A 13,218-nucleotide genomic window follows, 5' to 3' on the forward strand; every position below is an offset into this window, starting at 1 on the left:
AACAAGATAACAAGATAACAAGATAACAAGATAACAAGATAACAAGATAACAAGATAACAAGATAACAAGATAACAAGATAACAAGATATTATCGTTGTTTCGCTTCTGCGATTAATCTGGATATCTCTGTTTTTGATAAACTTTTTAGTGCCTCTACCGCTGCCCTGACTACGTCAGAACGATTCACTCTGCTTTTACCTGAAATCATTTCACCCGTTATAAGATCATCAATGTCTTTTAAGTTTTCTTCAAAAAAGGAAATGCTCACTGGTTTTGCTTTACTTACAGCCAATGGTCTCTCTGAAGTCACTTTGGTATTATCAATACCAGCAGTACCACCGTTAATAAACGCTGCCTCATCACGAGATGGAGTATTTGCTCTATTTCTCACAGAATAACCTCTTTAACTAACGATTCGATTTCTTGTTGTGCTTTGTCATTTTGCGTTTCAAAAATTGTCATTGATTCTGCCCAAGCATCTCGATGCGCTTTTCGATCACAAACTCGGGAACTAGCCAGACGCATTTCAGGATAATCCTTGAGTACGTCAGCTGCCTGATTTGCTTCATTGACAAACATGTTCGTGGGCGTCATGTTTAAAACGAGATATCCCCGGACGTCCTCATTAAAATCTTTTGCTGCTGTAAAAACAGAGCATGTATGAGGCACTACATCCAGGTCCATCTGAGAAGGCCGCAACGGAGAAATGAATACGTCAGCGGCCATCAACCCACTACGCATTTCTGCACTGTCGCGGCCAGCACAGTCTGCGATGACAAAGTCATAAGATTTCTCGTGTTCCTTTAGCATGGCTTTGATGTTGCCTGTTGCGCCAGTAACCGGAATATGGGGAAGATCTTCAGGACGATTGTTGTACCAGGTCAATACAGATTTCTGGTCATCTGCGTCGACAATGATCACTCGATTGCCCAGTGACATCAGATACGCAGCTATAGATACCGCCAGTGTACTTTTACCAACCCCACCCTTTTGACTACCCAATACTATTATCATCATAGCCTCATATTAAGTTGTTAAGTTAACAACTTAATATTGCCAAACAGGCGACAATATTGCAATTTCTTTATTAAGTTAATATCTTGTTAAGTTGTTAACTGTGTGATTTATAACTGAATTGTTTTTGTATCTTAACAAATTAGTAAGATGTTAGGATGACAAGATAACAAGATAACAAGATAACAAGATAACAAGATAACAAGATGGCAAAGTGGTGCCTTTATCCGAAATCCCCATAGAACCACATAATGCGGCTTTCAACTCCAGGCTACCTTTAGGGAGGGTAGTATCAACCAGTTATGACCGCGTGAAGCAAAAAGTGGGGCGTAGTGGGAAGCCTTTGAATCTTCGGTGTGTCGAAGTGGGGAGTCGGTGAGACAAATTTGGTAAAAGGTGGTGAGAAGCGGGATAGCTTCTCACTTCTATCCAAAAAGGTGTGTTGAAGTGGGAAGGTGCGTAAGTATATACAGATAAAAACACACATTTAACAGGTTCTCATCCCGCTACAACACACCTATTAAGACGTTTAAGGCGAGGCTTCCCCCTACAACACACCTATCAAGATGTTTAAGAAGAGACTCCCGTTTCAACACACCTTAATCGCGTTGCTTTCCCGTTTTGACACACCTTATACAGCTGTTCCTGGTTTCAGATTTGCTGAGCGACGGTGGATCAGAATGAAAGTCTCTTTACCTTTTTTGGTGATGCTGTGGTCAAGGTACCCAATATCCTGCAACTGCTTGAGGGCCAGTTTAATGATACGGTTCTGTTCCTTTACCGGAGAGAGCAATGAGAGCCTGTCTCGTATCCGTTTGAAAGATATGGGGACTGGGTTCGTAGGCAGGCTTTCGATGAAAGTATACAGGGCCTGAGCTGCTTCCTTTCGGGTTAAAGCGTTTATCGGCTTATGTCGTAGCAGAACAGTGTAATCAGTTTGGTAGAGCTCCCATAGTCGCTGATCAGCTTCAAGTTCCACCAGGTCGTTTGCAAAATCCAGTTCACCTGTCTTAAGCAAACCTGTTACGGAAACTTTTTGAAGGCCCTCTGAATCGCTACGGGTAAAGGTAATGGTCTTGCCACGTATCCTGGTCAAAGCTTCTGAAATACTTTTTCTAAGACGGGAATCGAATCTCTTAGACTCAAAGCGGCACATTCCAGCAAACTCATGAAAAGTAAGCTTAATGCTGTTGGTTTTTAAACCGTACTTACTGAAAGCTTCTATGATACCGACCCATACCTTGAAGTCGATGGCCATACTCAACCGTTCACCGGTTATACGAATATCGTCGTACCCCTCCCGCCTTGAGAATTCCAGATCCTTGAGAACAGAGGTCGCATCGATTGATGTTCTGGTGCCCTTTGCAGGCCTGCTTGAGGGAACAAAAACATTTAATCTCATCAGGGCTACAGGCTGAACTGTGGCCTTACTTGTGACGGTGAGTTTATTGTTAACACTTTCACAATCTGGACCTATAACCTCGCCAATATAAACATTCTCATTCATATAGTTATATCCATTCATAGCATATGATCGATATGTGCCTAAATATTAACTATTTCCCGTTTCGACACACCTTTCTTCCCGATTCTACCCACCCTTACCCCGTTTTGACACACCTTTTTCCCGCTTCAGAACACCTTTTTCCCACTACGACACACCTGAAATCGCTACGAAGCCCGTAAACAAAGGTTTTGCCGCTAAAGGGATCAGTTTGGATCTATTTGGATAACTAAGGGTAAGTTATTGGATCTACTCAAAGGATATGTGGATAACTCATTATGGAATCTATAGAACTTAAGTGCGTAAGGTGCTTTAAAAGGCTTCAGCTCCCCTGGTGCTTCCTCGCTCACTCGCGGGCTTCGCCCTGTCGTTCGGCTGCGGCGAGCACTGCTGGCTCTCTCTGAAAGGCAAAATTTAACCGATCCTCGCAACGGGGATATCTCTCCAGCGAGTGGTGTACGCAGGGGAGAGCATATCGCGTTTCATTTGCCAGGATGGCGCAATTCCTCTACCGGCAAACCATACTTTACCCAGCCCTGAGTTGTTGATCCCGTCCAGAACCCTCATCAGCTCAGCACTGTGAGGGCGTGGCGGGCGTTCGTCAAACAGCTGCAGCTGCGAAACGCCGGAGCCGGTGAAGTCATTCAGCATAACTCCGGCTTTGGCATACCGGTGCCCATCCCTCCAGATACGCTCCAGAGCCATTGTGGCGGCTGCAATGATGTCCCTGGTGTCCTGAGTGGGTGTAAGCAGTTTTTCCGTAGCCACGTTGCCGTAGTAAGGCTCTTTAATGGCGAACGGAGACGTTTTGATGAAAACGGAAATATGCCGGCAATACTGGTGCTCTTTACGCAGTTTTTCAGAGGCCCGCTCTGCGTGCTGACAGATAGCCTGACGGAGTGACTCGTACTCCGTGATCTTCACGCCAAAACTGCGGCTGCAGACAATTTGCTGTTTCGTCGGAGGGGCTTCCTCAAGCGAAAGGCAGCTTTCCCCGTTCAGTTCCCGTACCGTTCGCTCAAGGACCACAGAAAAATTTTTGCGGATGAAGGCCGGGTTCGTCAGAGCCAGATCGAGCGCGGTTTTTATGCCCAGCACATTTAGCTTGCGTGCAATACGGTTACCCACCCCCCAGATTTCTTCAACCGGCTGCAGTGAAAGCAGTTTCCGCGTCCTTTGCGGATTTCCCCTGGTCAGCGCGAGTACGCCACGAAACTGTTTCCACTCTTTTGAGGCCCACTGGGCTGATTTTGCGAGGGTTTTCGTTGGTCCGGCGCCCACGCCAATGGTCAGGCGGGTACAGTCATACACGTGCTGACGCAGCTGCCGGCCGAAGTCCTCAAGCCCCATACAGTGCTCCACGCCGGTCAGGTCGAGGAACATCTCATCAATGGAATACTGTTCCACCCTGGGGGCCAGTTCCTCCAGGCAGTTCATCACGCGCGCCGACATCGAGGCGTAAAGTTCATAATTACTTGAAAACGCATATATTTTTTCCGGGTACCTTTCGTTTTTTATCTGAAACCACGGAGTTCCCATTTTGATCCAGGGCTTCGCCTCGGCACTGCGAGCGATTACGTTCCCGTCGTTGTTGCTCAGGACGACTATCGGCTTTCCTTTCAAATCCGGGCGGAAAACACGTTCACAGCTGGCATAGAAGCTGTTCACATCGGCCAGGGCAAACATCAGTACATCTCCCTCGGGCGGTGGATGATATGCGTGACAACGCCAAAGATATCCAGCTCGTCGGGATCAGGATAAATCGGCGACCAGGAGGCATTCATGGGCTGCAGCGTCAGTCGCGGCGTCAGCAGAAGCCGTTTCACCGTAAACTCCCCCTGTACGCTGGCGACAACGATATCGCCGTGCCGCGGCTTTTCAGCACTGTCCACAACCAGCAGATCGCCATTGTACAGACTGCCGTCGGCCATGCTGTCTCCGCTGGCACGCAGGTAGTACGTCGCGCTCGGATGCCGTATGCAGTAATCATGGAGATCCAGATCGGACTCGACATAGTCAGCAGCAGGGCTGGGAAAACCGCAGCTGGCCAGATCGGCAAACAATGGATGGGCCTGTGGCGGGAGTTCTTTCCCGGTGCTGAAAAGTTGTAGTTTCATCTTTCCTCCTGACACTCTAATTTTTACTGGTTATACATACAGTGTGCGCCGGGAGACCGGTAAAGATCAAGGGGTGAAAGTCCCCGACCATTGAAGGACCAGCAATCCACAGGGTCCCCGAGTCATGCGTTGTATACCGTGAGGTATGGGGCGAAGCGTTGACAGGGGTGTTGACAGGCCAGCCATTGAGCCACGAAATGTATATTAAATTCCCGGGTGCCGACGTTGTACTGTTTACGGAAGGCAACATCATAGGGTGCGTTACTGCGAGTGCTATATGGACCCGGCGGGGTCTGAGACCCTGGCATGTCAATACGATCTTTACGCGGGAACCGGGAGATCTCCCCTCTGACCATCTGCCAGTGCCGGAGATGGCCCGCACCGGGAAGGCGAGGAGCCGAAGCCGGTGATGTACGGAGAGGAGAAGTCGGACTCGCTCATAGTAGCTGCGAATCTGGCGAACAATCCGCAAGGAGCGGAGTCAGTGGAGCGAAGGAGCGGGGCCAAGGGAAACGCGGAACAGCCACACATGCGCCGGACGCAGAGCCGGGAAAGTATGTCACAGAGGCTGTCACGCGTGCGGGAAGCTGCGAAGCAGCGGAAGAAAGAACGGTTTACCGCATTGTTCCACCTCCTGACAGCAGAGGCACTGGAGAACGCATTCCTCTCCCTGAGCAGGAAAGCGGCTGCCGGAGTTGATGGTGTCAGGTGGAAGGACTACGCCGAAAACCTGAAGGTCAACATAGCAGATCTGCACCGGAGGCTTCATCAGGGTAGTTACAGGGCTCAGCCCGGCAGGCGGCACTACATCCCGAAAGCGGATGGAAAACAGCGCCCGCTCGGCATCGCCTCACTGGAGGACAAAATCGTCCAGTATGCGCTGGTTAAGATCCTGAATGCAGTCTACGAAAATGACTTTATGGGGTTTTCATACGGGTTCAGACCCGGGCGAAGCCAGCACAATGCGCTGGACGCACTGGCCACAGGGCTGGTTCGGACCAATGTAAACTGGGTACTGGATGCCGATATTAGTCAGTTCTTCGACAAGGTAAGCCATGAATGGCTAATCAGGTTCATAGAACACAGAATCGGCGACCAGAGGGTAATCAGGCTCATACGAAAGTGGCTCACAGCCGGGACCTCAGAGGAAGGAGAATGGCGGGCATCGGAGGAAGGCACCCCACAGGGTGCGGTTATCTCGCCGCTGCTGGCAAACATCTACCTCCACTATGTCTTCGATCTGTGGGCGCATCAGTGGCGACGCCGCCATGCCACAGGCAATGTGGTCATGGTCAGATACGCAGATGACATCGTCATCGGGTTCGACAAACGATACGATGCCCGGCGCTTCCGTATAGCCATGCAGCGCAGACTGAGGGAGTTCGGACTCACGGTTCACCCGGAGAAAACCCGTCTGATGGAGTTCGGCCGCTTCGCTGCCGAAAACCGTGCCATCAGGGGAAAAGGCAAACCAGAAACGTTCAACTTCCTCGGGTTCACGCACATCAGCGGGAAAGATCGCAACGGCAGGTTCATGCTGATACGAAAGACCCGCCGGGATCGGATGACGGCAACTCTGAAAGCCATCAAAGACGGTCTGCGAAGGCGCTGGCATTACTCAATCCCCGAACAGGGAAAATGGCTCAGGAGAGTGGTTCAGGGATACCTGAACTATCACTCGGTACCGGGCAACTTCCCCACCATGCAGAAGTTCAGGACACACGTAACAAACCTCTGGCGCCGGGCGCTGAGGCGCAGGAGCCAGCAGGATGATACGACATGGACGAAAGCAAACAGACTGGCAGCCGTATGGCTGCCGAAGGTTCGGGTTCTGCATCCATGGCCTGTGGAGCGGTTCACCGCCAGACACCCAAGGCAGGAGCCCGGTGCGTGAATCGCGCACGCCGGGATCTGTGCGGGGGGTACCCGGTAACGGGTATCCCTACCGCGACATATTTAACAGCGTGACGATAATCCAGATCGCATGCCTTAAGAACATTTTGAGTAAATAAAGGTGTTCAAAATGCTTATATTAATCATTTTGATGTTTTTATATTGCTCATATTGAGAAATATTGTTTTGATTTTTTCATTTTGCTCTTATAATTGGTATCAAATTGAGTGTAACTAACGGAGCATATTGATGAATATTTACTGCGATGATGGTTCAACTAATGTTAAGCTGGCATGGTTTGAAGGCGATGAGCTTCAGACCCGGGTTTCTGCGAACTCCTTCCGGCATGGCTGGAAAGTGGCGGAATTCAGTGCGGCAACGTTCAACTATCAGGTGGGGACGCTGAAATACACCTGGGACAGCGTCAGCCGGGATGCCATCCCGACAACAAACGTGGAATATCAGTACGGTGATCTCAACCTGCTGGCCGTGCATCATGCGCTGCTGAACAGCGGACTGGAGCCGCAGCCGGTGAGCCTGACCGTGACGCTGCCCCTGAGCGAGTATTACGACGGGGACTGCCAGCGGAACGAGGAGAACATACGACGCAAACGGGAAAACCTGATGCGTGAGCTGGTTCTGAATAAGGGCAGGGCATTTACCGTAACGGACGTGAAGGTGATGCCGGAATCACTACCGGCGGCGTTCTCCCGTCTCGCGGAGCTGAAGCCCGGCCCCGCTGAGACCACCCTGATTATCGATCTCGGTGGCACCACGCTCGATGCCGGTGTGATTGTCGGCCAGTTTGATGATATCAGTGCGGTGCACGGTAATCCGTCTGTCGGCGTGTCACAGGTCACCCGCGCAGCTGCAGGCGCGCTGCGGGCGGCAGACAGTGAAACCAGCGCCCTCATCGCTGACACTATCATCCGCAACCGCAATGATCGTCAGTATCTGCAGCGTGTGATCAACGATGCCGGTAAAATCGACGAGGTTCGGAACAAAATAACAGAGGCGATCACTTCCCTGGGGGCGCGTGTCACCAGTGAGCTGACGGCCTTCAGGAACGTTAACCGGGTATTCCTGGTCGGGGGAGGGGCTTCCCTCATAGAAGAAGCTATCCGTCAGGCCTGGCCTCTGGCTCCTGACCGTATCGAGGTTATTGGCGATCCGCAGATGGCGCTGGCCAGGGAGATTGCCCTTTACAATAAAGAGGACTAAACGTGCCGGACGGCCAGTATTCTTTCTATCTGCACAGCGACGATCGCACCGACATCGCGGCAATGGCAACCATCAGCACCATCTCACAGCCCCTGCGCGGTGAGTTCATCCGTACCGCCGCCACCGCCGGGGCGGTGGTATACCAGGTGGATGCCCGTTTACCGGCGCTGATCCCGGTGTTCTTTGCCGGGCAACTGAGCGCTGTCCGCCTTTGCGCCGTGATGGCCCTGGTCTCCGGAACCTGGTCCTCACTCACCGGCCTTCCGGATGAGCCCGAAAATGGTGAGGCAGCTCTGCCCGTGTCACCGGAGACAGAATACCAGCGCCGGCGTTACACCCTGACGCTTCAGAATGGCCGGAGTGGGGAACGGGTGGAAAGTGTGCTGACGGAAGCGTCATCCCGTCTGCGTGGGGATCTGCTGAGAAACCTGATTATCACCGGTCTTGCCCTCCACACGACGGCGCCGGAACTGCCGCGCCTGCTGGCCAGTATGCCGGTACCGCCCACCTCGGTCAGTGAGCTGCAGGCACTGGTTCAGCAGATGGCCGGCACCGCTGACGTGAACAGGGCTGCAGCTGCAGTACCGGATACGCCGGCAGCATCTGCCGCGCCGGTGTCCGGGGCGGATACCCGGGAAATAAAGAAAAATATGCGGCGTGCATTCGGCGACTAACAGTACGAATCACATCCACTACTACACCGATTTCAAATGACTGGCATCCCAGGGAGGTTCTCATGTCACCAGGATTCAGAAATGTTCTCCGTCTCGCCCGCATTCCCGTCGACAGCAGTGAACCGGTGCGAAGAAAATTTGGCAGCCGGCTGATTGGCATTGTGACGGTATGTCTGCTTCCGCTTCTGGTTTTCGACGTTCCGCAGTGGGTTTTCATTTTGTCGCAGGTCATCTGGGGGGCTGGCGTCTATATTGGCCTGTCCCTGGCCGGGGATAAATCCCTGAACCGCTGATACAAACTTTCCGGTTGTTCAAAAAAAGAACAGACGTGGTGGCGTCTGTTCTCCCGCGCTTCTCCGTCGTTTGCCTTCAGGTTATCCACAATTTTAAGCCCCGGATTTGTGGACAGGTATGCCGGTAATTCCCCGTTCGCCTGGAGTTAACGCCAGCCTGCCGCCCGCTGCCAGTGTCTCGCGTCCGGTCTGGTACGGGACGGGCGGTTTTTCCGCTCCGGCCCGGCGTCGTTGAGAGTGTGCGCCAGTCCCTCGCCCTTTTAAGGAACGCCCTTCAAGCCGCTTTCGCGGCATATCCTTGCCGTCCAAAAGACGGACGGCTGCGGTATTCCACGGTCGGCCTGACCCGTGACCGGACGCGATGAACAGGCAGCGTGCGGCAGGGAACGGTATCGCGGTGATGCCTCCTGCCCCCTCAGACTACAGGAGTGCTGCCATGTCCAGATTCATTCTCGGGAACTGTATTGATGTGATGCGCGGATTCCCCGACCGTGCCGTGGACCTTATTGTGACCGATCCGCCTTACCTCGTCGGTTTTAAGGACCGTCAGGGCAGACAGATTGCCGGGGATGTGACGGACGAATGGCTGCAACCGGCCACGCTGGAGATGTACCGCGTCCTTAAAAAAGACGCACTGATGGTGAGCTTCTACAGCTGGAACCGTGTGGACCGCTTTATGGCCGCGTGGAAGGCGGCAGGATTCTATGCCGTGGGCCAGCTTGTGTTCACCAAAAACTATGCCTCCAACCGTCGTAACGCCAGGGCCCGACGCGGATTTGTGGACTACTGCCATGAAGGGGCTTATGTCCTTGCCAAAGGCCGCCCCGTGCCGCCCCTTAAACCGCTGCCGGATGTGCTGCCCTTCCCGTATACCGGTAATACCCTGCATCCGACGCAGAAACCGGTGGAGGCGCTACAGCCGCTGATTGAGTCATTCAGCGCCCCGGGCGCGATTGTTCTCGACCCGTTTGCCGGAAGCGGTTCGACCTGCGTCGCTGCATACCGTGCCGGACGCCGCTATATCGGCATCGAAATGCTGGCGCAGTACCACCGGGCCGGAACCGAACGACTGGACGCCATGCACCGGGCCGTAAATACCCCGGCGGCGAACGATGAATGGCTCCCGGAGGCCGCGTAATGAATTACGACGGACACGAAGCCCTGCGCCGCGATATGGCCGGGCTGGCGAACAATCTTTGCGACCTGAAAACCACCCTGAAAGTGCTGGAAGACACGTACCACTACCGGTACGACGGACTGGCGGAACGGCTTGCCGGTATCAGTCTGCGACGTCTCAGCGTCCTGATGGATGAGGCGTTCAATATTGCACTGATGCTCGATGAAAGCTTTCTGGATTGAGGAGAGAACATGTACGGAACCCGTGAAGATCTTTGCAGGATGCTGAATGAGCAATATCCCGCAGAAACCCCGCTGAACCTGATTATCTGGACCCCGGCGGATATTGAAGCACTGGCTGACGGGATGGAATATTCCTTTTCAGAACATGACGTAAGGGCAGTACTGGAACGCATGGACACTATACCGGAAGAACAACGGCTTGAGTCGGGCGTGTCAGCCGGCCTGGTGATGGCACTGATAGACCAGGTGAAAGAGAACGGGCAGAGGGTGACTGTGCCGGTTGACCTGCTTGAAACCCTGCTGATTACCGCCGAACAGGCATTGTGGGACAGGGAATGGACCGCACGGGATCGCAATCTCCCGGTGCCGGAAAGCGTAATGCGCCGCCTGGCGGATACAGCAAAAGTGCGGGCATTACTGAAAAGCTGACAGCAGATCGCCCCGCCACGCGGCGGGGTGATATAACCCGGACAGAGACGATAATGATGAAAAAAGAAACCCTTAACACGCTTATTCTGCGTCACGGCGACCGGATGCTGCGCCAGGCTGGCTGGCCCGACACTGTTGATATGGCGCCCGTCGCCCCCGAAACCGTACCCGGCTGGCTTGCCGCCTGCGGCTCTCTCAGTGGCGTGGAAATCCTCACGCTTACGGAACAGCTTTGTCAGCCGCTGACGTATGGCCGGGCAGCGTTGTTGCTCGCCAGCGCCCGGCGGCTGGCGGGAACCCCGGCTCGTCTGCATCTCTTTCCGGTGCAGGCATATCCGCATCCGGAGCGGCTGGCTGACTGTCAGGTTATCCGCCTGCCTTACGCTCAGGAGTGGCTGACAGCGGCGGAATGTGACGATCTGCTGGCCTTCCTGAAAGCCTCCCTCACGCAGATATCGGAAATCGTCCACCGGGATACGAAGCGCATCGCCGCCGCGCTGACGCCGTCCGTCACTCCCCGTCTGATGGACAGGCGGATCGGTGACTGGCGCTTGCTGGCCGTGGAGTATGATCATGATAACTGCCTGGACGAAGACGAAACCGACAGGCTGGATCAGGTCCTCGATGCCATTCTGATTCGCGATGCGCGATTCTGCCCGGTCCTGCTCACCCTGGTTAACGAGCGGGAGGAAACTATCAGGAGCGCAGGGGTTATCGCTGATCAGCTGCGTTTTACGGACACTCCGGTCCGGCGCTGGTTTGATCGCCGGGTTTTAAGGGAAATGGTGAGAGAGGCCCGCGCCAGCAGAACTCAGGAGTGACAGCCCGGAGCGTCAGGGGAGGGGGACCCTCCCTTGTCAGCCTGCCGGCACAGGAGGTGTGGTGCGATAAGGATGTCGCCGTGCCGGCTCCGCGTCCACCCGGCCCGGTTTCCGGGCCTTTTGGGTGAACACAACCCTCTGTTATCGCCGTGCCGTGTGCTGGCTGTGCCGTGCCTTCACTTTAGCCCGGCAGCCGCAGAGGCTGGAGTTCGCTGGCGCCGCCATCCCCGGATAAGGCAGTCGCCGGCTTGCCGTTGCCGCCGGCTCCGCTTCACCCGGCCCCATCCCTCCGGTCCGTGGCCTTATTACTGCGTCTGTCGCGTTGCGACATCTGCTTCCGCTTTTCTCCCGGTGGTCAAAAAACGGGGGAGAGAAACCCTGTATTCAACCTCCTGCATCGCGACGGGTAGTGCCGTGCCTTCACTTTAGCCCGGCCGCTGCAGATGCAAGGGTGCGCTGACGCCGCCATCCTCGCCCGGTCGCAGGTTTTTTATGATGCTCGCCGTTCTTCCCGTCGTTTTCTCGCTCAGGTTTCGCTCGAAAACCGTCCAGACCAGCTTCGCGCTATATCTGCGCTGCGGCCTCCGGTGTCGCCCCTGCATCTTCCGCTTTTCGCCGGGCTGTCGTGTCGGCACGGCACTACCCGGTGCCGCAGTCTATGTGATTACGGAGGTTTATCCATGCAGTATGTGAATACATGCCCGGTCCTGAATGTTGAGGAGTCCGACCGCCTGTCTTTTATGCCGTACCTGTTCGGCACGGATTTCATGCTCGCGGAATTACAGGTGTACGCTCTGGCCAAAAAATGGATGCCCGAATATGAGGGCGGCTTCTGGCATTTTATTCGCCTGCCGGAGGGGGGCGGCTACATGATGCCGGATTGTGGCCGGGTACATCTGGTCAGTAGCGAAAACTGGTTTGATCGCACTGTCAGCGCCGACGCGGCGGGCATTATTCTGACCAGCCTGGCGATTAATCGCCGTCTGGCGGCCCATCATGACAGCAGTAACCCGGCGCTGACCCGCCTTTATATGCTGCGTGATGCCCAGCTCTGGAATCACATCACCTTTCACCCCGAATGCAGTGCTATTTACGCCGCGCTGGACTGATTAACGACCGGGGCGGTTACACCGCCCCGCAGGGAGACAAAAATGACTTCATCAGTAACCGTTCCGGCCGTCTACGTGGGCACATATCACCAGTACAACGGCGGCAGTATTTTTGGCAAATGGTTTGATTTAACCGACTTCGACGACGAAGACGAATTTTATGACGCCTGCCGGGCGTTGCATGCCGCCGAGGATGACCCCGAGTTTATGTTTCAGGACTGGGAAGGGATCCCGTCTCAGTTTGCCTCTGAATCCTCTGTTAAGTGGGCGTTTATCGAGGCATTCCGGCAGGCGCAGGACGAAGGACGCGCTGCCGCGTTTGTGGCCTGGGCGGACTATACCGGCGAGTGCGACTATGACGCCTTTGATGAGGCGTATTGTGGCGAGGCTGAAAGCGAGGCGGATTTTGCTTATGGCTTTGTGGAGGATCACGGCCTGTTAAACGAGGTGCCTGAATCCCTGCGCGTCTATTTCGATTATGAGGCTTATGCGCGGGATCTGTTCAGCAGCGGCTATGTCTTCCATGAAGGCTATGTATTCAGCAACTGATTACTATCCGGCGGGGAAGCCCGCCGGTTAAGGAGAAAGCACATGAAACTTGCACCACAAAGCCGCGATATCCTGCGACAGTACAAAGCCCTGATTAATGCCCGCCGCCGCGATGCCGGTCAGCGGGAACTGACCACTGCGCAGGTGATGGATGAAATCTGCGAATACATGACCTGTCAGTGCGCCGTCTATATTGGCGGCCATTTCATTCTTCAGGGGGGAAAGGCACGATAA

16 protein-coding genes and 1 pseudogene are annotated in these 13,218 nt (G+C 54.2%); 12 read left to right on the forward strand and 5 right to left on the reverse strand.

Going from position 1 to position 13,218, the window contains the following annotated elements; genetic code table 11:
• Positions 1-89: 89 nt before the first annotated feature.
• The 5 genes from SK50_RS24240 to umuD form a co-directional block, all read right to left on the reverse strand.
• On the reverse strand, positions 90-392 hold the full coding sequence (locus SK50_RS24240; RefSeq protein WP_004197636.1) for a hypothetical protein: 303 nt from the start codon (positions 390-392) through the stop codon (positions 90-92).
• Positions 389-1,015, reverse strand: a complete 627-nt coding sequence (locus tag SK50_RS22385; protein ID WP_004197649.1) for a ParA family plasmid-partitioning AAA ATPase — start codon at positions 1,013-1,015, stop codon at positions 389-391. The genes SK50_RS24240 and SK50_RS22385 overlap by 4 nt, the downstream gene beginning before the upstream one ends.
• Positions 1,016-1,646: 631 nt before the next feature.
• Entirely contained in the window at positions 1,647-2,522 is an 876-nt protein-coding gene (locus SK50_RS22390) for a RepB family plasmid replication initiator protein (RefSeq protein WP_004197644.1), read from the reverse strand.
• Positions 2,523-2,933: 411 nt separating this feature from the next.
• The gene (locus SK50_RS22395; RefSeq protein WP_004197646.1) at positions 2,934-4,205 is read right to left on the reverse strand and encodes a Y-family DNA polymerase; all 1,272 of its coding nucleotides are present in this window, start codon (positions 4,203-4,205) and stop codon (positions 2,934-2,936) included.
• On the reverse strand, positions 4,205-4,636 hold the full coding sequence (gene umuD / locus SK50_RS22400) for a translesion error-prone DNA polymerase V autoproteolytic subunit (protein WP_001568036.1): 432 nt from the start codon (positions 4,634-4,636) through the stop codon (positions 4,205-4,207). Before umuD ends, SK50_RS22395 begins: the two co-directional genes overlap by 1 nt.
• A 406-nt stretch (positions 4,637-5,042) precedes the next feature.
• On the opposite strand from umuD, the gene ltrA reads away from it, so the two are divergent.
• From ltrA to SK50_RS22455, 12 genes and pseudogenes are all read left to right on the forward strand, one after another.
• Positions 5,043-6,530: a group II intron reverse transcriptase/maturase gene (gene ltrA, locus SK50_RS22405; protein ID WP_162781987.1), complete on the forward strand. Its 1,488-nt coding sequence runs from the start codon at positions 5,043-5,045 to the stop codon at positions 6,528-6,530.
• Between the two features lie 248 nt (positions 6,531-6,778).
• Positions 6,779-7,750, forward strand: coding sequence for a plasmid segregation protein ParM domain-containing protein (gene parM / locus SK50_RS22410; RefSeq protein WP_001568038.1), 972 nt, complete (start codon positions 6,779-6,781; stop codon positions 7,748-7,750).
• Positions 7,751-7,752: 2 nt separating this feature from the next.
• Positions 7,753-8,424: a plasmid partitioning/stability family protein gene (locus tag SK50_RS22415; protein ID WP_015345000.1), complete on the forward strand. Its 672-nt coding sequence runs from the start codon at positions 7,753-7,755 to the stop codon at positions 8,422-8,424.
• 62 nt (positions 8,425-8,486) lie between these two features.
• A complete protein-coding gene (locus SK50_RS22420; protein WP_001568040.1) occupies positions 8,487-8,717 on the forward strand; it encodes a hypothetical protein in 231 nt (76 codons plus the stop codon).
• A 195-nt stretch (positions 8,718-8,912) separates the two neighbouring features.
• Positions 8,913-9,082: pseudogene (locus tag SK50_RS23965) on the forward strand (hypothetical protein); the annotation flags it as partial.
• A gap of 71 nt (positions 9,083-9,153) precedes the next feature.
• On the forward strand, positions 9,154-9,855 hold the full coding sequence (locus tag SK50_RS22425) for a DNA methylase (protein ID WP_011977792.1): 702 nt from the start codon (positions 9,154-9,156) through the stop codon (positions 9,853-9,855).
• Entirely contained in the window at positions 9,855-10,076 is a 222-nt protein-coding gene (locus tag SK50_RS22430; protein WP_001568042.1) for a hypothetical protein, read from the forward strand. Before SK50_RS22425 ends, SK50_RS22430 begins: the two co-directional genes overlap by 1 nt.
• Positions 10,077-10,085: 9 nt before the next feature.
• On the forward strand, positions 10,086-10,505 hold the full coding sequence (locus SK50_RS22435) for a DUF1380 domain-containing protein (protein WP_001568043.1): 420 nt from the start codon (positions 10,086-10,088) through the stop codon (positions 10,503-10,505).
• 53 nt (positions 10,506-10,558) lie between these two features.
• Positions 10,559-11,326 (forward strand): hypothetical protein, encoded by a 768-nt coding sequence (locus tag SK50_RS22440; RefSeq protein WP_001568044.1) that lies wholly within the window; start codon positions 10,559-10,561, stop codon positions 11,324-11,326.
• Positions 11,327-12,006: 680 nt separating this feature from the next.
• The gene (locus SK50_RS22445; protein WP_001568045.1) at positions 12,007-12,435 is read left to right on the forward strand and encodes an antirestriction protein; all 429 of its coding nucleotides are present in this window, start codon (positions 12,007-12,009) and stop codon (positions 12,433-12,435) included.
• Between the two features lie 42 nt (positions 12,436-12,477).
• Entirely contained in the window at positions 12,478-12,984 is a 507-nt protein-coding gene (locus SK50_RS22450; protein WP_001568046.1) for an antirestriction protein ArdA, read from the forward strand.
• A 42-nt stretch (positions 12,985-13,026) separates the two neighbouring features.
• Positions 13,027-13,218, forward strand: a complete 192-nt coding sequence (locus SK50_RS22455; protein ID WP_001568047.1) for a hypothetical protein — start codon at positions 13,027-13,029, stop codon at positions 13,216-13,218.

The sequence above is a fragment of the Enterobacter sp. BWH64 genome (genome assembly GCF_001037645.1).
Taxonomy (GTDB): domain Bacteria; phylum Pseudomonadota; class Gammaproteobacteria; order Enterobacterales; family Enterobacteriaceae; genus Enterobacter; species Enterobacter hormaechei_C.

Bases quoted from the DNA above. Each gene is read 5' to 3' on its own strand.
- SK50_RS22420 (WP_001568040.1), top strand. From the start codon at position 8,487: ATGTCACCAGGATTCAGAAATGTTCTCCGTCTCGCCCGCATTCCCGTC.
- SK50_RS22385 (WP_004197649.1), bottom strand. From the start codon at position 1,015: ATGATAATAGTATTGGGTAGTCAAAAGGGTGGGGTTGGTAAAAGTACA.
- SK50_RS22425 (WP_011977792.1), top strand. From the start codon at position 9,154: ATGTCCAGATTCATTCTCGGGAACTGTATTGATGTGATGCGCGGATTC.
- umuD (WP_001568036.1), bottom strand. From the start codon at position 4,636: ATGAAACTACAACTTTTCAGCACCGGGAAAGAACTCCCGCCACAGGCC.
- SK50_RS22435 (WP_001568043.1), top strand. From the start codon at position 10,086: ATGTACGGAACCCGTGAAGATCTTTGCAGGATGCTGAATGAGCAATAT.
- SK50_RS22390 (WP_004197644.1), bottom strand. From the start codon at position 2,522: ATGAATGAGAATGTTTATATTGGCGAGGTTATAGGTCCAGATTGTGAA.
- SK50_RS22445 (WP_001568045.1), top strand. From the start codon at position 12,007: ATGCAGTATGTGAATACATGCCCGGTCCTGAATGTTGAGGAGTCCGAC.
- SK50_RS22395 (WP_004197646.1), bottom strand. From the start codon at position 4,205: ATGTTTGCCCTGGCCGATGTGAACAGCTTCTATGCCAGCTGTGAACGT.
- SK50_RS22440 (WP_001568044.1), top strand. From the start codon at position 10,559: ATGATGAAAAAAGAAACCCTTAACACGCTTATTCTGCGTCACGGCGAC.
- SK50_RS22430 (WP_001568042.1), top strand. From the start codon at position 9,855: ATGAATTACGACGGACACGAAGCCCTGCGCCGCGATATGGCCGGGCTG.
- SK50_RS22450 (WP_001568046.1), top strand. From the start codon at position 12,478: ATGACTTCATCAGTAACCGTTCCGGCCGTCTACGTGGGCACATATCAC.
- SK50_RS22455 (WP_001568047.1), top strand. From the start codon at position 13,027: ATGAAACTTGCACCACAAAGCCGCGATATCCTGCGACAGTACAAAGCC.
- parM (WP_001568038.1), top strand. From the start codon at position 6,779: ATGAATATTTACTGCGATGATGGTTCAACTAATGTTAAGCTGGCATGG.